Origin of the sequence: Leptospira saintgironsiae (assembly GCF_002811765.1) — a bacterium.
GTDB lineage: Bacteria > Spirochaetota > Leptospiria > Leptospirales > Leptospiraceae > Leptospira_B > Leptospira_B saintgironsiae.
Genome location: NZ_NPDR01000002.1, coordinates 454,709 through 474,528, shown reverse-complemented (window position 1 = coordinate 474,528; position 19,820 = coordinate 454,709). Strand labels below are relative to the sequence as shown.

18 protein-coding genes are annotated in these 19,820 nt (G+C 39.6%); 7 read left to right on the top strand and 11 right to left on the bottom strand.

The genetic code is table 11. The annotated features are described in order from the left end of the window. Positions 1 to 7 precede the first annotated feature (7 nt). Both CH362_RS07210 and CH362_RS07205 read left to right on the top strand, forming a co-directional pair. On the top strand, positions 8 to 556 hold the full coding sequence (locus tag CH362_RS07210; protein ID WP_100709675.1) for a tetratricopeptide repeat protein: 549 nt from the start codon (positions 8 to 10) through the stop codon (positions 554 to 556). Then, positions 553 to 1,596, top strand: coding sequence for an LA_2486 family SGNH/GDSL-type esterase (locus CH362_RS07205; protein ID WP_100709674.1), 1,044 nt, complete (start codon positions 553 to 555; stop codon positions 1,594 to 1,596). The genes CH362_RS07210 and CH362_RS07205 overlap by 4 nt, the downstream gene beginning before the upstream one ends. Before the next feature lie 5 nt (positions 1,597 to 1,601). On the opposite strand, the gene CH362_RS07200 is transcribed toward CH362_RS07205, so the two are convergent. After that, on the bottom strand, positions 1,602 to 3,032 hold the full coding sequence (locus CH362_RS07200) for an MBOAT family O-acyltransferase (RefSeq protein ID WP_100709673.1): 1,431 nt from the start codon (positions 3,030 to 3,032) through the stop codon (positions 1,602 to 1,604). After that, positions 3,022 to 4,332 (bottom strand): LA_2490 family SGNH/GDSL-type esterase, encoded by a 1,311-nt coding sequence (locus tag CH362_RS07195; protein ID WP_100709672.1) that lies wholly within the window; start codon positions 4,330 to 4,332, stop codon positions 3,022 to 3,024. The genes CH362_RS07200 and CH362_RS07195 overlap by 11 nt, the downstream gene beginning before the upstream one ends. Positions 4,333 to 4,502: 170 nt before the next feature. On the opposite strand from CH362_RS07195, the gene trxB reads away from it, so the two are divergent. Beyond that, a complete protein-coding gene (gene trxB / locus CH362_RS07190) occupies positions 4,503 to 5,450 on the top strand; it encodes a thioredoxin-disulfide reductase (RefSeq protein WP_100709671.1) in 948 nt (315 codons plus the stop codon). Between the two features lie 25 nt (positions 5,451 to 5,475). Here trxB and CH362_RS07185 read toward each other — a convergent pair whose 3' ends face one another. Both CH362_RS07185 and CH362_RS07180 read right to left on the bottom strand, forming a co-directional pair. Further along, positions 5,476 to 6,198: a hypothetical protein gene (locus tag CH362_RS07185; protein ID WP_100709670.1), complete on the bottom strand. Its 723-nt coding sequence runs from the start codon at positions 6,196 to 6,198 to the stop codon at positions 5,476 to 5,478. A 30-nt stretch (positions 6,199 to 6,228) separates the two neighbouring features. Beyond that, the gene (locus tag CH362_RS07180; RefSeq protein WP_100709669.1) at positions 6,229 to 7,107 is read right to left on the bottom strand and encodes an early set domain-containing protein; all 879 of its coding nucleotides are present in this window, start codon (positions 7,105 to 7,107) and stop codon (positions 6,229 to 6,231) included. 122 nt (positions 7,108 to 7,229) lie between these two features. Here CH362_RS07180 and CH362_RS07175 point away from each other — a divergent pair, with 122 nt between their 5' ends. Next, entirely contained in the window at positions 7,230 to 10,964 is a 3,735-nt protein-coding gene (locus CH362_RS07175; protein WP_100709668.1) for a tetratricopeptide repeat protein, read from the top strand. A gap of 12 nt (positions 10,965 to 10,976) precedes the next feature. Here CH362_RS07175 and CH362_RS07170 read toward each other — a convergent pair whose 3' ends face one another. From CH362_RS07170 to thiS, 3 genes are all read right to left on the bottom strand, one after another. Beyond that, entirely contained in the window at positions 10,977 to 11,807 is an 831-nt protein-coding gene (locus tag CH362_RS07170) for a WecB/TagA/CpsF family glycosyltransferase (protein WP_100709773.1), read from the bottom strand. A 98-nt stretch (positions 11,808 to 11,905) separates the two neighbouring features. Continuing rightward, a complete protein-coding gene (locus CH362_RS07165) occupies positions 11,906 to 12,574 on the bottom strand; it encodes a thiamine phosphate synthase (protein WP_100709667.1) in 669 nt (222 codons plus the stop codon). Between the two features lie 7 nt (positions 12,575 to 12,581). Then, a complete protein-coding gene (thiS, locus tag CH362_RS07160) occupies positions 12,582 to 12,782 on the bottom strand; it encodes a sulfur carrier protein ThiS (protein WP_100709666.1) in 201 nt (66 codons plus the stop codon). 102 nt (positions 12,783 to 12,884) lie between these two features. On the opposite strand from thiS, the gene CH362_RS07155 reads away from it, so the two are divergent. Then, entirely contained in the window at positions 12,885 to 13,223 is a 339-nt protein-coding gene (locus tag CH362_RS07155) for a hypothetical protein (protein WP_100709665.1), read from the top strand. Here CH362_RS07155 and CH362_RS07150 read toward each other — a convergent pair whose 3' ends face one another. The 3 genes from CH362_RS07150 to guaB form a co-directional block, all read right to left on the bottom strand. After that, positions 13,224 to 13,922 carry a 16S rRNA (uracil(1498)-N(3))-methyltransferase gene (locus tag CH362_RS07150; protein WP_100709664.1) on the bottom strand — a complete coding sequence of 233 codons (699 nt, stop codon included), beginning with the start codon at positions 13,920 to 13,922 and terminating at the stop codon, positions 13,224 to 13,226. After that, entirely contained in the window at positions 13,922 to 14,665 is a 744-nt protein-coding gene (locus tag CH362_RS07145; protein WP_100709663.1) for an outer membrane lipoprotein-sorting protein, read from the bottom strand. Before CH362_RS07145 ends, CH362_RS07150 begins: the two co-directional genes overlap by 1 nt. Before the next feature lie 87 nt (positions 14,666 to 14,752). Further along, positions 14,753 to 16,279, bottom strand: a complete 1,527-nt coding sequence (gene guaB / locus CH362_RS07140) for an IMP dehydrogenase (RefSeq protein WP_100709662.1) — start codon at positions 16,277 to 16,279, stop codon at positions 14,753 to 14,755. 88 nt (positions 16,280 to 16,367) lie between these two features. Between guaB and CH362_RS07135 the strand changes: the two genes are divergently transcribed. Both CH362_RS07135 and CH362_RS07130 read left to right on the top strand, forming a co-directional pair. Next, a complete protein-coding gene (locus CH362_RS07135) occupies positions 16,368 to 17,528 on the top strand; it encodes a DUF1577 domain-containing protein (protein ID WP_100709661.1) in 1,161 nt (386 codons plus the stop codon). 123 nt (positions 17,529 to 17,651) lie between these two features. Beyond that, positions 17,652 to 18,512, top strand: a complete 861-nt coding sequence (locus tag CH362_RS07130) for a fatty acid desaturase (RefSeq protein WP_100709660.1) — start codon at positions 17,652 to 17,654, stop codon at positions 18,510 to 18,512. Here CH362_RS07130 and CH362_RS07125 read toward each other — a convergent pair. Next, positions 18,509 to 19,792, bottom strand: coding sequence for an EAL domain-containing protein (locus CH362_RS07125; protein ID WP_208859547.1), 1,284 nt, complete (start codon positions 19,790 to 19,792; stop codon positions 18,509 to 18,511). The two genes, CH362_RS07130 and CH362_RS07125, sit on opposite strands and share 4 nt — an antisense overlap. Between the last annotated feature and the right edge of the window lie 28 nt (positions 19,793 to 19,820).

Genomic DNA, 19,820 nt, shown 5'->3' with positions numbered 1-19,820 from the left:
AAAAACTATGGAAATGAGACAGAAGTTCCGATACGCCATAATTTTGCTTATGTCCCAATTTGCTTTGAATTGCGATTCCTCGGGAGAGTTAGCAAGTAGAGCTAGAGAAAAAGAAGCACAAGGCAACACCGCAGAGGCATTATATTATTACGATTTAGCTCTTAGAGAAAATCCTGAAAATTTTACAGCGAATAAAAATTTAGGAATTCTTTTAGCAGAAAGCGGAGAAGCACCAGGATCCGCAGCGCTCTATCTAGAAAAAGCTCGATCAAAAGATCCTAAAAATCCTGAGATACTACTATATCTTTTGGAAATTTATCTATTAGCTGGGTCCAGAGATGAGACCGAAACCGTTTTGAGAGGATTTTCTGAGAGTTGGGACAAGGACAGGGAGAGTCTCGCCAAATTTTTAAGCTCTTGTATCCTAGATTCTAAGAAGAATGTTTCAGAAAGAAAACGTTTTCAGGAGAATCGGATCCCTGAATCAAATCCGGCTTCCAAAAGATTGTTTGAACTCTGTGGAAAAAAAATCTACGAGGAAACTTTAGGTAAATGAGAGAAATTACCTACGCCCGAAAGATCCGTTTTCAGTTTTTATTATATTCTGTTTTTCTATTTTTTCTTTTAGAAGCCGTATTCAGACTTCCCTATTTTCCTTCCGTTCAATTCAGATTGGCTGATAAAAAACTTCACTGCCTCCAAACTTCCTTAGATCTATATTCGATTCCTTGGATGAGGCTTTGTTCGAATCAAAGTTTGGATTTATATCATCCTGAAAAAAATATTCGATATCATGTTTCTACTGATTTTAAAGGAGAAAGGTTTACCTCTGCAACTTCTGGAAACAATAATCGCAGTTTGAGTTCCGGACCTCCTGAAATTTGGATTTTAGGAGATTCTGTTGCTTTAGGATATTTGGTGAATGATCAGGAAAGCCTTCCCTGGGCTTTAGATTCAATTTTCCAAGAAAAGAAAAATCAGAAAATAATTAGAAATTTAGGAGTGGATGCACTTGGAAGTTTCGGGATACAAGAAAGGTTAGAAGGAATTTTAGAATATTCTCCTCCTCCTATCGTTGCGTATTGGATATATCATATCTCTGATTTTACTGATTCCTATAGAGAACTAGAATTACAAAATTCTGGGAGAAAGAGAATATTCGTCCGAGTTTCCTATTTCCTTTCCAAATACAGTGCTGTATTTAACGCATTGAAAATTATTTATGAAAAGTATAAGCCAGAATCTGCGGACAATTTAGTAATTCCTTCCAGCGGTTCCGTTTTAGGTGCAGATCATCCTCATAGAAAAGCAGCTCTTTCTTTATTTACATTTGTAAAAGAGAAGAAGATTCCTTTGGTTCTGGTTTTTCTTCCCGAACCGAACGAAAAGTATGAACCAGTAGTAGATTCAGCTTTAGTGAAGGAAGTCCGACAGATCGCAATCGATTCTAAAATTCCAGTGTTGGATCTCCAACAACCTATTTATGATTTTTGGAAGGAAGGAAATCAGGAAATTTTTCTTCCTAAAGACGGACATCCGAATCCAACCTTATATCGTTTTATCGCAGAAGAGATAGCGAAATCTATGCGGCAGTGATGCGCTTAAAATTGGAAATACAAGAAAGGCGCGCTAACAGTCACACTATATAAGATAAAACAGATAGAGATCAGAATAGCCGAGATCCCATAAACCCAGACTCGATTCTCGAAAAGTTTTTTGGCCCAAGGAGTTTCCTTTTCCATCAGGTAATCGCCGAGCATTAATATAAATGCTGTAGAAAGTACGGATAACGGTACTGGCAAGAAGTCGCCTTCAACTCCTGAGAACATTCTGCTTACCATTGCCCAACCCACTTGGACACTATTGCCAATACCTTCGACTGGCCTTGCTCGGAAGAAATACATGGAAATTCCGAATATAGTGAATGGATAAGCTACTTTGATAGTGCCTGGGATCTTATCCCAATAATTTTTAATCCGTTCAAAAGAGAATGCGAATCTTTCGATCACCATTAAACTTGCGTGAACAAATCCCCAGACTACGAAATTCCAATCTGCTCCATGCCAGATCCCGCTCACGAATGTTGTAAGGAATAAGTTGATATAAGTTCTGGAGATCCCTTTTTTATTTCCACCTAAGAAGATGTACACATATTCTTTCAACCAAGAGCTGAATGAAATATGCCAACGTCTCCAGAATTCGGAAACTGTTTGAGAAAGAAATGGTTGTCTGAAGTTGATCGGGATATGGAAGCCCATAATCCTTCCGGTTCCGATGGCTACATCTGAATATCCGGAAAAGTCACAATACATTTGGATGATGTATAAGGAACCTGTGACTGCTAAAGAAAACCAACCGTAATGAAGAGGATCTGCAAATACTGGATCGATAACTGCTGCAATTGGATCAGCTACAAATGTTTTTTTGAAAAGTCCCCAGGCCAGTTGTCTGATCCCTGGTAATAAATTTTCTTTTTTGAATGTATATGTGTCCAGGAATTGGTGGAGCATATCCTGGGCACGAATGATCGGACCCGCTACCAATTGTGGGAAGAAACTTAAGAATAATCCAAACTGAAATAAACTCTCAGCTCTTTTTACTTTTTTATGATATACGTCTACTGCATATGCAATCGCCTGCAGAGTAAAAAACGAAATCCCCATCGGCAATAATATCCCGGATGGATAAGCGTAATATGGTTCACATGGAACAAGTCCGAGGATCGTATTCCAAACAGTAAAAGAGAAATCCAAATATTTAAAGAAGTAAAGTAGAGATAAGTTTCCCCAAATGGCTATATTCAGGAAAAATAATTTTCCAAATCTGGATTCAGATTTATCCATCCAAAGCGTACAGAAATACGTGATCGCAATCGAATAGATGAGTAATAAGATGAATGGAACTCTAAAAACTGCGTAAAAATATAAGCTAGTTACGAGTAGCCAAAGTTTTTGAAATCTGGAAGGCACCAGAAAATAAACTAAGATAACTATGGGTGCGAAAAATAAATAATGAAGGGAATTAAAGAGCAAGATCAGTCTCCTTCAATTTGGCCTTGAGAGATTCCGCCGCCCAAATATTTCCTCTTTTAGTAAAATGCCCGTCTTCTGGGATATAATGATCTAATATTCCGAATTTTTTACCATTCTGGTCAAAACCACACATCGACCCAGTTTCCTTTTTAAAACGTAAAACTTTCACTCCTCGCTTTTCAAAAAATGCAGAAGCACGAGTTGCATAATTTTCTAAAGGATGGTATTTTCCATTATTATAACAATAGATCTCTTCTATTTGGATAGGTAGAATAACCGGAACCAGTTTAAATCCTCTTTCCTTGGCAAGATCTATCATCTTTTGATAATATTCTTGAGTGAGGTCAGGTAAAACCGGAAGAGTTTCGAAAGAAGGAGCCGAATCCACACAAGAAACATGAGCCGGCACTGATTCAGGGCACATCGCTCCAAATACTGCTGAAGTTGGAGTTATATCTGAATCACAATTTGGCTTTTTAACTGGTCTAAAAAAGGAAGACTCAAAATAAGAAACTAAATTCCCAGAAGCTTGTTTAGGTTCAGGAGGAATTTGGTCTCCATCCAATAAGCGACATCTATAGAATCCAGCTGAATCCAATTCTTTACAAACGGATAATTTAGTAACCGCAAATGTAACTTGGATCTGCTCGTAAGCAAGTTTGAGTGCTTGGAGTGTATAAGAAATTCTTGTTAAAATAAATTGTAATTTAAAATTTCTGGCGTAGTTCGGATCTTTTTCTCTGATTGCGTCTGTTTGGTCATCAGGTAAGATCCCTTTTTTTGCAAGCGTTTCCGGCATATCGAAATCGTTCGGAGAAATGAAAAATAATACTTCTTTTACATTATCCAATTTTGCCGAGATATCTTTGAGTCTGTAATAAGAACCTCTGGATCCGTAGGCGTCCACTCCTAGATTTAAGGCCTGTCTCGCTTCTCCCTTTAATTCGATCCCATCTAAGAGTTGGCAGAATGTATCAGAATCGCCTACTCCAAATCCCATTACCAAACTATCCCCTAAACATAGAAGTTTTGGTTTTCCTGGGATTGGTTCTTCTTTTCCTCTAAGGCCTAGTGAGTTGATGCTAAATTGGCCTTCCCATTTGCCTGCGAAATGGCTTACATATTTGGATTCGCCTGGCTCTAAGGCTACGTAATAATCCGGATGAAAACTATGGATGAGTTTGAGATCTCTATAATATTGGAGAGAAGGACTGCGTAATAGAACCAAGCCGGCTTCGGTTCCGAGGAAGATTAGTATCAAAAAAACTAGGCCGAAAAACGATTTTTTGGCGAAATCCATGAATACTGGATAGCATTTGGATTCCTACCCGGATGACAAGACAATTCATCTAGGAAAGGGACTGTTGGAATTCCGACTCTTTCTTCTGGAAAAAAAAGATCTACTTTACAATTCCCCAGTCTAAAAATAAAATCATTTTAGAATCATTCTAAATCATTAGAGGAAATGAGATGCCCCATAAAGTAGTCATCATTGGATCCGGTCCTGCGGGTCATACGGCAGCAATTTATGCAGCCAGAGCGAATTTGAACCCTGTTATGTACGAAGGATTTATGGCAGGGGGAATTGCCGCAGGTGGACAGCTCACCACCACCACCGAGGTGGAAAATTTCCCAGGCTTTCCGGAAGGAATTGATGGGACTCAACTTACGAATTTGTTCCGTGCTCAATCTGAAAAATACGGCACTAAAATTATTACACAAACAATCACCAAAGTAGACTTCTCCAAAAGACCTTTCCGAATTTGGTCAGACGATGAATTGATTGAAGCAGAAACTGTAATCATCGCAACAGGCGCCACTGCAAAAAGAATGTTCATCCCTGGTGAAGATTCTTATTGGCAAAAAGGAATTTCTGCATGTGCAGTTTGTGACGGTGCACTTCCAATTTACAGAAACAAAGAATTAGCTGTTGTAGGTGGAGGAGATTCCGCAGTAGAAGAAGCGGCTCACTTAACTAAGTTTGCATCTAAAGTATATTTGATCCACAGAAGAGATTCATTAAGAGCTTCTAAGATCATGCAAAAAAGAGCGACTACTCATCCTAAGATAGAAATTATCTGGAATACTGCAGTAGAAGGTGCACAAGGAAATGGAAACCAACTCACTTCCCTTTCCGTCAAAGAGCTTACCACTGGAAAAACCAAAGACCTTGCTGTGGGCGGTTTGTTCTACGCGATCGGTCATAAGCCTAATACTGAAATTTTCGAAGGTCAATTGGATCTGGATGAAACAGGTTATATCAAAACTGTTCCAGGCACAACTCGCACAAGTGTAGAAGGCGTGTTTGCTGCAGGAGATGTTCAAGACAAAACATATCGCCAAGCGATCACTGCTGCTGGTTCCGGATGTATGGCTGCTTTGGAAGCAGAAAGATGGCTAGAAGCTCAGGAAGGGTAAAACCGAAGAGCCGCCCAAAGTTTATCTATGGGCGCTCGATCATCTGACCTCTTTTTTGAAGAGTATCATAAATATATAATGTAGGAAGATTCGGCTTCTTTTTATTGGGACCCGACTCTTCTTCCCTTTTTACGATCATTACTAGTTTGTTTTCTGGGGTATCCGGTAGGATTTTTTCTAAATAGAATTTTTTGGGAAGAATTGGCAGAAGTTCATCAGAGTTCGGATCGTATACAAAAACCTTTTTGGAATCTTTTTGGTTTAGATAACCGTCTTTATTGGTGTCCTCGGGCATTCCAACGATCACAAATTTTTTTCCAGTTTTCAAACCAGGAAAAACATCCTCAGAAATTTCCTGTGTTTCCGAATCTGAACTCAGCTTTTCAGGTTCAGCTCCGTAAAAATAATCCCAGATATATACACTCTTATTGAATACCTTACGGTTTCTTCCTGTTTGAAGATCTACGAATACGAGGTTTTGGGCATGATTTATAGTTTTACGAGGACCAAAGTTTTCTCTGTCCCGATTCAGCCCGAGTGGATAGTATAAAAATTTTCCCCAAACTACAGATGAATGTTCGACCAGATCATCGTCCGGTTCCACATATACAGTCTGGATGCTGTTAGACGGATGTTTTGCAAGCTCAATCCCTCGATCGTATACAAACCAACTTTTTAGAAGGGTAAATACGATCAGGATAATGATTATCCCGATCACAAAATATACGGAGAGACGAAACTTTTCCATAGAACGGATCTAAAGAATCCGTTTTATGCCTTAGGGGTCAATCTTCTTTCTTTCCAAAACTCCGGTTCTGGTAGGAACTAATAATGCAGAAGAGATCTCTCCTGTGTCTTCTCTTAACACTGTAAGAGGATTATAAGTATCCACAACGATCTTTCCATCGACTAAGAAGTTGTATTGGTATTCGCCTGGCTTTAACTTCTTCACAACCCTGAAGGTTCCATTCCTTTCCTTGATCAAAAAATCGGACTCTGGATCCCAATGGTTAAAATCTCCGATCAAACTCACTGATTCTGCCTGGGGTTGATAAATTCTGAATTCTACAGTTCTAAATTCTTTTTCTTCGTAAGGAGAATCTTCTAAGACCCTGGTACTTGTTTGTTTATTAGGTCCACCTTCTCTGAATGCGATCCTGGAAACTAAGGAACCTTCTCCATCTTCTACAGTGTCTGAGTTTTCAGGATCATGTGTAAATATGCCGTCAACCTTGAACTTGTATTCATAAGCAGGTTTAGCTTCATAGAGTTGGTCTCCGTGGATATCCACTACTCCGTAAAAGATTCCCTTATCATTCTTCTGTAAGGAAACACATTGCCAGTGACTGAATTCTCCACAAACGCTTACCTCGTCGTTTGCAAGACCTTCGTAACTGAATAAAACTCCGCGGTTTAATAATTTTCCGGTCTTTAAAGCAGAGAAAGTATCCACAAATCTGATGAATCTAGGCGGGACAGCCTTTCTCAAATTTTCCAATTGCCAGAAATAATAAATTTTTTCTTCGGGAAGGGCTTCTTCTCCTTCCTCATAATCCACTGATCGAAAGGCTCCGATCCAATCTTCCGCGTCCTCCGCAGCAAGCGCGAAGGTCAATATTAAGGTAAGTAAGGCAACTGCCTTGGCTTTATGCACCATAAACCGATTGTCGTAGGTTTTCCCGGAAATCCTAAGCGTATTTCCGGGGGCAGTTATAGATCCGACATAAGGAAAAAATCTTTGCTCTTTCCGAGACCAGCCGATACTATTGGAAGGACTTTATGGCTGATTATTCAGAACAGGAACTGGATCAGATCCGCTCCATCTTGGAACCGTTGAACAAGAATCCGGAATCCTCCGAAGATTTGAATCCTATGCTTTCCTCGTTTCGAGAGAAAATGGGATACGGTGTTCCTATATCTATTGGGGACGATGATGAGGATCAACCGGAAGAAGGATCCGAAGAAAGTTTTGATCTAGGCGACGACGAAGCTCCTACACCTATCCAAAAACCAAAGCCATTATCTTTCTCTGAAGACGATGATATCGATCTTGATGAATTATTAACTGAGCCCTCTCAAGGGGGCGAGCCGAGCGCTGATGCGGGAGAAGATCCTTTTGGAGGATTTGACGAAGCTCCTACAGCAACCGACGATTTCGGTGATTTTGCAACTCCAGAGGCAGAATCTGATCCATTTGCGGATTCAGGACTCGATGATTTCGGGGCTCCTTCCGAACCAGAAGAACCTTCCGCAGGTTTAGACGATTTCGGAGCTCCTACAAGCGAAGAAGATCCATTTGGTGGATTTGATTCTACACCTGACCTAGATACTCCTTTTGAATCTTCGCCTACAGAAGATTTCGGTTCCACCCCTAGTGCTGATCCATTCGCAGACTCTGATCTTGGAATGGATGATTTCGGAGCTGGAACTTCCGATTCTTCGGAAGATCCGTTTGCAGGTATGGGCGGAGATGAGCCTGGAGACTCAGGTCTCGAAGACTTTGGTGCTCCTGCTTCTTCAGCCTCCGATGATCCATTTGCAGCATTTGATGCTTCCGGAATGGAAGATACTCCTGGAGACGAGTTCGGTTTAGAAGAAGGAGACCCATTTGGCGCCTCCCCTACATCCGGTGATTCTGATTTCGGAGACTTAGGTGGTTTCGATTCGGAACCAGCTGACTCTGGAGATTTTGATGGAAATGATTTTGCCGAAGCTCCTACAGATTCAGACCCATTTGCAGACTTCGCACCAGTTTCTGGCGGAGACCATGACCCATTCTCAGATCTTTCCGGCGCAACTTCTATTCCTGAATCTGATCCATTTGCTGATTTTGCGGCAGAACCTGCTTCCCAAATGGAAATGGAATCTGTACCAGAATCTTCTGATTTTACAAGCTTTTCCCCTGATCTAGATTCAGACTCAGGAGACGAGGATCTTGGATCCGCTGCATTCGAAGAAGATTTACGTTCTTTAGGTGGAGAAGATAAGGATGAGATAGATAAGTCCCTAACAGACGAAGAACTTGCAATCATCCAAAGAGAAATACTTCGTTATCCTCCACTTCTACGAAGAACTGTTATTGAGTCGATTGTCCAAGATCGCCTTTCTAAAAAGGCGCAAAGAGATCTATTAGAACTTATTAAAATAGAAAGTAGCCCTGAGGATATTGCTGCATTCTTATCATCCGCATTAGGAGTCACAGTTGCTCTTACGGATAGAAGTGGCGCTTATTCTGCAGACGGTGTACCTATTATTTCTTCTGATCCTATCTATACAAGAGAAGGTGTATTAGAAAGAAGGAAGAAGATCCGTAGGACATTCTTCGTCGCTGCTGCTGCACTTTTGATCGGATTTGGAAGTTATTTCACTTACAAACATATCATTCTTCCTAGACAAGCTGCTCAAAATTACGAAGCTGGCCTCGAACAGATCCGTGAAATGGGGTCCAAAAGATTCGCAGGGACTTTAGGCGAAGAAGACAGAAAAAAATACCTAATCAGTATAGAAGATTCTTATGATAAAGGATTCGATATTGATCCTTATAATCTGAAATACATGAACCTGTACGGAGTAGAATACAGCCGAGCAGGAGAATACGAATATTCCTTCCAAAAATTATTCGGAAAAATTGAACCGGATCTCGGAATAGGAACATTAGATTCTTGGAATAAAAGAGAACAATCTCCAATGGTTCGATTGGCCCAAGGAGAATCTTGGAATGACAAAAAACTGAAAGCCAGCGCGGTTATAAACAAAGGGATAGAAGGGATCAAATTCCTTTTAGACCAAGAAAAAACCCCAAGAAAGGTGCTGATCGCTGGTGCATTCCTCGCAATGAGACTGAAAGATAAGGCTCATGATAATAATACCTACAGAAATCTTGGCTGGTTCCATTCTCAGATCATGCCTGATTTTGCAGAACCAACCGAAGGTAAAAAAGGAAGATATAAAAACGACGCGTTAGCTGTTGATTATTATTCCAAGGTATTCACTGACGGAGAAAGTCCTTATGATGAGGATTCTACTGCAGGTATCGCTAAAATATATTATAATAGAAGAGAATTTGGAAAAGCAGCGTCCTTTTACAATCGAATTGTAGAAGCGAATCCTAAAAGTATCCCTGGCCAAGCAGGGCTCGTTTCCACTTATCTGGAAATGTGGAAAGAAAGTGGGGATCCTCAATTCGTTTTAAATCATCACCGTCTACTTAGGAACAATCTAGACATGGAGTCAGAACTCCCCTTCTATACTCTTGCAAAGTTAGCGTCTTTCTATGCAGCTATCGATCCGGAAGAGCTTAGGATTAAATATAATATCAATCCAGTAGACCAAGTTTCCGGAATAGAAATAGAAGAAAGTGCGATCCGTCTTTTGGATACTATCTACAGAAAGTCCATGGAAGACGAAAGAACCGGAGTTGAGATAGAAGGAAAAGATTACGCAGAAGGTTATTATCAACGTGGACAATATTTTCTTTCTCAAAAAGAAAATAGCCAAGCAAGAAGGTTCTTCGAAAAGGCAGCTACTTTAGATCCGAAACATTGGCTGGCAGTTCTCGAACTCGCAGAACATTCTATCCGCGTAGGAAATTTTGAAGAAGCAAAAGATCTTTTAAAAGAAGCAGAATCTCGTTATGAAAATAGTGTTCGTTGGTTTGGCTCGAAAAACGAAGACGAAACATTATTCGAAGGAAATCCTGCTCGTATCCATTTCGATTTAGGAAAGATCAGATATTTATTATCCGCAGGACTTTCTGATAAGGATTCTCTGAAAGAATTTCCTGGAAGAAAAATTTATCCATTCCGATCCCGTTCTGAATCTGATGGAAAAAGTCTTTCTGTCTTAAAAGAAGAAGAAGAAAAAAGAAATCGTAGAAACGAACTTAGAAACTCACTCCAAGAATTTGCAAAAGTGGACTCTGAAGAACCTAAGTTCGATCTAATTCGCAAATGGAGAAGAGAACTTCCCGCGTCCATGCTGAGAGAAATGAAATTTTTCAAAGGCTGGGTCGAATATATGGATTCTGATTTCGACAAGTCTTTAGCGGATTGGACAGGATTCGAAGATAAGGACGAATATTATAATCCTACTCTCCTAATGGCAAAAGGAAATGCATTTTTCTATACTGGTCAGACAAAAACAGCTCTTGGATATTTCCTAAGAGTAAAAGATGATATGGAAGAAAAACTTCCTCAAATGAGTTCTCCTAAAACTGAAGATCCATATCACCAAGAAGTGTATCAAACTCTGACTGCCGCTTATAATAATATTGGCGCTTGTTACGAAACTCTTTCTAAAAAAGCAAACGCACAAGAATCAGAAAATTATACTGCTCAGGCTTTACAGAATTATTGGAAGGCAATCGAAACCGCACGTAAGATCAACGAGGCGAGCGAAATCTCACTTGCGAATAAAGATCTTTTATTCAAAAAAGAAGCTCTCAAAAGAGAGCCTCTTTTAGAAGACTGGGTTTCGCCAACTTTAGATTCAATTAAGGATCTAGTTCGTAAGTAAAGCCGCAGAGATCTACTTTTTCTTTTTTACGAAAAGAGATTTGATAGCTACCACTATAAAGAATCCGAACATTCTACTCAGGCGAATTAGTCTCCAAGGACGGACCATAATTCTCCAAAGCCAAGTTAAACCTTTCAATTTGAAAACATTCGGAGCCTTTTTTACTTTTCCGGAAAGAATGTCCATTGCAGGACCGACCCCAATCACAACTGCGTGACCAAAAAATGCTGTATTATTTTCGACCCAGATCTCTTGGTCTGGAAAATCCATTGCAAGAAATATAATATTCGGACTGGTCTTGCGTATAGATTCTTTAACAAGCAACTCACGTTGGGTATTTAAGTAACCAGCATGACGTCCTACAATACGAACTCCAGGAAAATGTCTGGAAAGATTGAAATAAACCTTCTCGACGATCTCTTCCTTTCCACCTAAAAGAAAAATAGAATAATTTCTAAGCTCACAAAGACGGACCAAGTCCATCATGAGTGCGATTGTTGGAATTCTCTCTTTTAATTCTCCACCTAATTTTTTAGCGGCCCATTGAAGACCTGCACCTTCTGCCAAAATTAAGCTAGCTTTTTGCGCGATCCGATGTAATTTCTTTCCTTTACGGACAGCCATTGTCTTGATCGGATCCAAAAGAAGAACATGATGAAATTTATCCTTCTCTTCCATGAGATGATAAATTTTTGCCACTGCCTCATCAAGGCTGGCATTATCAAAAGGTACACCTAAGATGGGAGCCTTTTCTAAATGATCCACATCCAGGGTCTGATAATCTAGTAAGTAGTCGCGATCATCCTTGGCAGATAGATGGCGTATTTCCCCTGGCTGTTTCATAGGGATCATCTTATTGGACATAATTTGTGAGTCAATTGAAACTTGGGATTCTTAGCCGCCAAAAACAAGGAAGAGGCGGCTTACAAGTCTCAGGTCCTTTACGGATTTTTTATCTCCTTAAGGATACGAATGCAATCGTAAAAGGAATCTCTTTCAGAAGCGGAAGCGATCATTGCATAGGATAATGGGCCTAACTCTGATAACTCGCTGATCTGTTTAGGACCAATCCCCCCGATCGGAGTGACAGGTATTTTAGCAATTTGTAAGGCTTCTTTCAGGCCTTCAAGTCCTACGGGAACATCCTCAGTATCCTTGGAGCTTGTTGCATACACAGGTCCAAGCCCAGTATAGTCCCAGACCCCAGGTTCTAAATTGGCAATATCTTCAGAATTATGACAGGAAGTGCCTAGGTATAATCCACTCGAGCGGACCTTCTTCTTATCTTCGAAGGAAAGAGAAGTATAATCTTCTTTTCCGATATGAAGTCCAAAACATCTCCATTCTAAGGCTTCTTTCCAAAAATCATTCAGTATGATCGGAAAATCAGGAAATGCATCTATAAGACTTTTATAAACCTTCTTTAATGTTTCGGGAGTCTCTTTTTTAGCACGGATCTGATAGAATGGGATCCATTCTCTTTGGTAATTCCAAAGTTCCACTATACGGACCGGGTCCTTGGAAAATTTGGAACAATATTCTAGATCTAGGATTGGATAAATGCCTGGCGCTCTCCAGATACTATGTCTGGGTCTAAGTGGAAATTCCAAAAACGATTCAACCCCCTCCAACAAATTTCAGGATCTCTATTTTATCCCCTTCCTCTAAAGAAGAATTCTTCCAAAGGTCTCTTTTTAAGATCTCTCCATTCTTCTGGATCGCTACCGTTTCCGGTTTTAGTTTTAAGGATTCTAATAGGGAAAATAAATCCGGAGAAGAAAGGTCCCGCAGAGAGAATTCTTTACCGTTTACAATCATTCCATGCACCTCGGTCTAGATACTTCATTCCGGTGGATTCTCCGCTAACGTCGAATGTTTTTTAGTTTACCGTTCTGTCCCGGCCGAAAACGATTTACTTATATGACCCGATTTCTCCCTTTTTTACTAGCAATCGCACTCTTAGGTATTTTAGCATGTAATACCGGAGAGAGAGATATCAAGGGAAATGCTTTGGCGACTTTCTATGCAAACTGCACCGGCGGATCTTATCCGGCCTGTAAGAATGCTTGCGAAAATAAATACGGCACCTCTGTTACTACAACTAATTTGGCCGGTTTGAACTCCTGCCTTACTTCTTGTAATACAAGCTGCAATATTTCTACATTTTGCTTCCAGTTATCCCAAAGTTGCAAAAGTGATTGTGATAATTATTTGAACACCTGTGTTCTGGTTTTAGGCGCGAGCGGATTCGGCCAATAATCAGCGCAAGTTTCCTAACCTAAATAAAGAGGCCGCAAAAATTCCAGCGGTCTCGATTCTCAAAATAGATTCTCCCACATTCACAGATAAAACCCCAGACTGAGAGATCAGTTCTAATTCTTCTTTTCTAAATCCACCTTCTGGTCCTATCAAAACTGTTTTGTTTTGTATGTTTTCAGGATTGATCTGTATTTCAGATCTTGGATCAAAAAGTAGGAGATCCTCCCTAGTAGACTTTGACTCTTCTAAAAATTTAGAAAGAGAAAGCGGCCCTTTTATCTCAGGCAAAAAATCTTGGCCGGATTGAGAAGAAGCTTCTGCAGCAACCTTTAGAAGTCTCTCAGGATTTAAATCCTTTCTATCCGATTGAGAAAATACTAAAAATATAAATTCAGTGATCCCAAGCTCTGTTCCCTTTTGGATAAGCCATTCCAATCTATTTCCCTTTGGAATTGCAGTTGCGATCTTTGCTTTGGTTTTAGGTTTTTCTTTTCTTTCAGTACTGACTAGGCTTCCAAGTTTAGAAGAAGAAGGTACATTATATGCAAAACTTGCACCTGCACCGTCCTTGATGATAACGGTTTTCTCTTCCGAAAAAACTCTAAATGCTTTTAGATGAGAGATCTCTTCTCCTTCTAATATTAGTTGAGGAGAAGAAGAAAATCCAGGTCGAAAAAAAACAATTTCTTCCGAGGACATTACAGTCTGTTTAGATTATCCAATTCGAATAAAGAAGGATCCGGTTTTACATCTCGGTCCACTTCAGTATATTCCAATACGCTGATCGCACCAGTATTCAGATCCAACATTTCCAATCTACTAACTATATCTTCTTTGGTAACCTTCTGTTTTGCTTTTACCTTAACAGGACCGTACTTTATGTTCATTGTTTTATAAAGTACCCCGTCCTTATCATGAAAATCCAAACGAGTTGGTCTTAATGTATCCGGTTCCAATAGTAAGATGAGTTTGGAATAAAAATAAGGAACGATTGGTCTTAGTGCCACTCGTTTCATCTTCTTTCCGGCAATATCCAAATCACTTTGTACGATAGGATTATAATTTGCTTGGTAAGAAGTTCCTGCCAGATCCACGAAACTGAATCCAGTATTCAAATGGTTCTCGTATTTTTCTTCGTCGTTCTTTTTAAAAATTTTTCTAGAAAGAGCATTGAAGGCGAAGATCAATTCTCCGTCTTCTTTGAATAAGATCTTATATTCTAAACCACGGCCTTTGCTTTCGAATAGAGAGAGTGAATCTTCTCCCTTTCTGAAAATGCTCATGTCCCAGGTCCAGGAATCTCCTGTCTTTTTGATCAAGATCAGATTTGCTTTTACTAAGCCGTCCGCCTTCAAGAGTGCCTGGTCTAATCTTGCGACTAGTTCCTGAGCGACTCTTGCTTTATCCGGCGGAGCCTGAGCGTGGGAAACATCCCCCGTCATCAAAATCGGGAATATCAGGATTATCGAAATAAGATGAAACTTTTTCAAAACCTTTCCTTCCCGGCAAATCTAAGGGATCTAATTTAATTACTCTGCTCTTAAACTAGGTGCACTATAAGAGTAAAGACTATGAACAGAACCTTGGGCTTGAGCGGATTCACTCCTTCTTTCGAATCTAAGTTTTCCTTCTCGGAGCCCTTTATGTAAATCTTGGACGGAACGGAATCCCATATCCTGAAAAGAAAGTCGTAATCCTAGGCTTAAATATGGAATAAAATTCAGAATTGAACCTCTATCCACTACGGAACCGCTCACACCTTGGGCTACTTTTACTTTTTGGCCCTCGTTGAAATAACGTTTGTCTCCGCCGGCTTTCATTGCCTCAATGCTGGCCATTCCCCGGTATTTCTTGAGACGTATTCCATTTTCGTAAAAATACTCTCCAGGTGCCTCAGATGTTCCAGCGAACATAAATCCCATCATACATGCAGATGCTCCGATTGCCAAAGCATTTGCGATATCTCCAATATTAGAAATTCCACCATCTGCAATAACAGGAACGTCATATTTTGCTGCATGGGCAGCAGTTTGGTAAACCGCAGTTGCCTGAGCTCTTCCCACAGCCATGGTATCTTGGGTGATACAAATGGAACCAGGTCCCATTCCGATCCTAAGTCCGTCTGCTCCAGCGCCGATCAGATTTTCTGCCTGACCGCGAGTGACCACGTTACCACCGATCACTTCAAGGTTTTTAAAATTAGATTTAATGAATTGGAGCATCTCTATCTGATAGATCGAGTTTCCTTGGGCGGAATCGATGATGATCACATCTACTCCGGCCTCATACAATGCAGCGACCCTGTCCTTGGATTCAGGTAAGGTAGAAACTGCAGCTCCACATCTGAGTCTTTTGTTCTCATCCTTGGAAGAATCAGGAAATTCCTTATTCTTTTTCAGATCAGAACGACTAACTAAAGAGACAAGTTTTCCGTCCTTGTCAATGATCGGAAGTTTTCCGATCTTCTCTTTTTTGATAATATCGTTTGCTTCTTTTAAAGTGATCCCTGATTTTCCGGTAATCACTTCTGTAGTCATAACTTTTTCCACAGGAATGGAGCGATCTCTTTCAAAATCGATATCTCTATTGGTTACAATCCCGACCAATTTAGAATTTCTGGTTCCATCTGCAGTGATTGGAATTCCCGTGAATCCTAAAGTTTCTTTGATCCTGTCCAGATCGTGGATTGTATTTTTTGGTCCGAGAACAACTGGATCAGAAATGAAACCGTTTTCAAAACGTTTCACTTTGCTGACTTCAGCAACCTGCTCTTCTACAGTATTATTATAATGGATAATTCCAATCCCTCCCATAAGGGCCTGTGCGATAGCCATTGAGGACTCAGTCACAGTGTCCATTGGGGAACTTACGAATGGTCTTTTGAGTTTGATCTTTTTAGTTAATCTAGTCTCTAGTTCTACATCGGAAGGATTGAAATCGATAAAACCGGGCAGGACTAAAAAGTCCCGATAGGTAAGCCCGATTTGCATGCTGAAAAGTTCTTCGCCGGATAGGCCGTCTAAAAATTGGGAGTCTCGGTAAGATTGGTTTGACATTAGTGTACCTTACCTATTACATCAAAACGAAGCCAAAGGCTGGAATCAAGATAATTTTCCGCCGGAATCCGATCGACCTAGGAATTTAATGGAAAAGGTTCAAAGGAAACAAAGAGACAAAGAGTTCATCACAGATCCTGGTAAAAAACTCCATATCATTGGAAAATTTCTACTCAAAACAGATCTACTCGTAAGGGATACGGAAACTCACGAATCCGTTCAACTCCTCTCCGTCAATAAGGACGCCACAAAAATTTTAGTACAAGGTCGGATGGCCGAACAATTTAAGCTGAATGCTCATATTGTTTTGTACAAATTACTCGCGAGATACGTCGAACTAGAATGCGAGGTACTCGAAGAAAAACCGAATAATCAATTCATCATGCAGGTGGAACATGTGTCCATCGCAAGCAGAGAAAGAAAATTTACTAGGATCAAACCACCGGATGGCAGTGTTTGGATCACTAACCTGCGTACGAGCAAAACGACAATTGATGCGAATTTATTCAATATCCCTACTTCCGTAAAAGTAAATTTTGCAGATACAGAAAGAACTCTCAAGCCTAAGTTTGATATAGTCAAAATAGACGTTTTCAATTCTATCGGAGATAAATTCGATCTAGTCAAAAAGACTGGAAAAATATTATATATTCCGAATACACAAAAACCGGATTCTTTTAAATCTTCAGACCCGAACGGATTTATTGATTACGAACATGAACTAGGCGACGAAGACGATGTTCGTAAGAAGATTATTGAATACGCAAACCAAAAGATCAGATCAGAACTGATCGTTCCGGTTATTTATATCAACCATGACGAGCAAGCAATCCCCATCGGATATATTCATGCCCAGAATAGGACTAGGGAAATAGATATATCCGAAGTAATGGAAATTAAAACCCTTACTTTTGATATGGTGGATCGGATCAGAGAATCGAATACGATCCTAGTAAAGGAAAGATTCTCAGTCATAGATCTTTCCACAGGTGGCTTAAGAGTGAAGATCAATCATCCTGATCTAAATAATGAGCTTCCTAGAAGAAAAGGATTCACATTCGATATATTTTTTAAAATGCAATCTCCGATCACTGCGTATGGAGTAGTACGTTCCATTGCAAGAGATACGGATGGGAACTTATATGTAGGACTTTCTTTGGAAGGAAATTCTGCAAGACCTGGGGAGAAAAAACGTTTTACAGATAACGTAAATCGTATGCTTTCTGACTCGGGTGTAAAAGTTGGCTAAAAAGGAAAAAAATTTCCAAAAGACGATATGAATTTGGCTTCATCGTCTTTCAAAAAGGTATATTATATAGAGTGAAGCGGGTAACGCCTAAATTCTCTTAGAGCCCCGCTTTATGGAGGCTCTATGATATATTCTCCAGAAATCAAAACTTTAGATCCTTGCGAAGGCAAGATTGTCTGGGCACCAACCAAATCACTTCTGTTCATCTTTTCCGTTTCCATTTTTCTAATCTTCGGATATTCAACATATTCAAGTTCGAATGCGTTGATTTCATTTTCATTAACCATTCTTACACTTAGTTTTGGCCATTCTGTAGGAATTCATCGAGGCTTAATCCATGATTCGTTCTCTTCTTCAATAGGATTAAAAAGATTTTTAACATACCTAGGAGTTTTAACAGGTTTAGGGGGCCCATTATCCTTAAGATATCTGCATGATTTACGGGATTGGGCCCAAAGGAGTAAGGCTTGTCACCCATTCTTCTGCCATTATGATAATGTATTTAAAGATTTTTTAATACAGATGAATTGCACCATTCGGCTACAACAACACCAAACATTTCATTACGAAAACAAATACGGACAAGATAAAATCATTCAATTTTTGGAAAAAACCTGGCTATTACAACAAATTCCTCTGATCGCAATTTTTGCTTATGTAGGAGGTTTTGGCCTAGTAGTTTGGGGAATATTTGCAAGAACTTCTACATGTATATTGGGGCATTGGTTAGTAGGACATTATGCTCATAAAAAAGGTGAAATGATCAGAGTCGTGCCGGACGCATGCACCCAGGGTTATAATGTTCCATTCATTTCACTTTTGACAATGGGAGAATCTTTGCATAATAACCATCATGCATTTCCTGAATCTAGTAAGTTTTCTCTTCAAAAGGGAGAATTAGATCCAGGTTGGTGGTGTATTCAATTTTTAAGTTTATTTGGTTGGATTAAAACAGTGAATGTTGCAGAACTAGAAAGGATTTAAGGAAAGTCCCACATTCTTACATCTACGAATAGAACATTTCCTTCTTCCATACTTTTGGAATAAGTAACTAAGAGCAGATTGCTCTCCAGATCGTAATATGGATTACTCGCGATCCAACCGCCGGAAGAATCTTTTGCATTTTTATAAAATTGTTCTAAAAAATAAGGTCTCCAACTCCAATTCCTTCCTACAAAAGAATCATCCTCTAACATTCCTGAATCAGAGATCCCAGAATAATTGGGAGAAAGTTGTCTTCCTTCATGATTTGTTACATACATCCTAAAAACTGACTTTTCAAGTAGATAAGAATTTCTTAATTTAATGGTAACAACACTATCGGAAGTATTCACTTCGATACCGGAAGATTCTAAACGATCTTCCAATTCCTTCTCTTTCTTAATACGCCGAAGTAATTGGTATTTTTTATAATTAAAGAATAGTTCATGAAGTTGGGAGAATCGAATACTCAAGCCATTGATATCCATTAACTCAGGACCTGGTTCCGCAAAATAGAAACCTTGTAAAAACCTTGCTCCATATGTAAGAGCATTGTATAATTCGGTTTCAGTTTCTATACCTTCGAATAAAAGAGAACATCCTAAACTTTCAGCAAGTCTAGACAACGTGAATAAGATCTCTTGGAAATTTCGAGAAGCAACCGAACTGCGGATCAATCCCAGGTCCACTTTGATAATATCTGGATGTAATGCACCGATCCGATCCAGGTTAGAAGATTTAGATCCAAGATCATCTATCGCTACCAAAAATCCTGATCTTTTATATAAATTGATCAATGGTTTTAGCTGATCTATCTCCCCGGAAAAATGTTCTTCTACAATTTCGATCACGATCCTTTTAGGATCCAAACCGGAACTTTTTGCGATTTGTAAAGTATAAGGTTCTTCATCCGTTTTGGAAGAAAGATAATCCTGCATGAAAGAAGGGGATATATTCAGAAAAAGTTTTGCTTTAGTATCTAAGCCTGGAGTATTACTAATTCTCTCCATCGCTTTTTTACGGACGGTTCTATCTATTTCTAATTTAAGATTTTTGAATTCTTCTCTTTCGGAAACGGAAAAAGAATGAGGAATATCGGCTAAGAAGAATGGACCAAGACTATGGACAGTCCCTTCTTTATCTATAAAACGAGCAAGGGCTTCGTAACCGAAGATAGAATCTTTTTCGACAGACAGAATGGGCTGGAAATACGGAACAATCTCACCTTCGGAAAACCATTCCCGCCATTTGGATGCGTTCCAAGAAGTTCTTCCTTCACTCATTCTTAACAATAAAATGGGAACCCTGCAT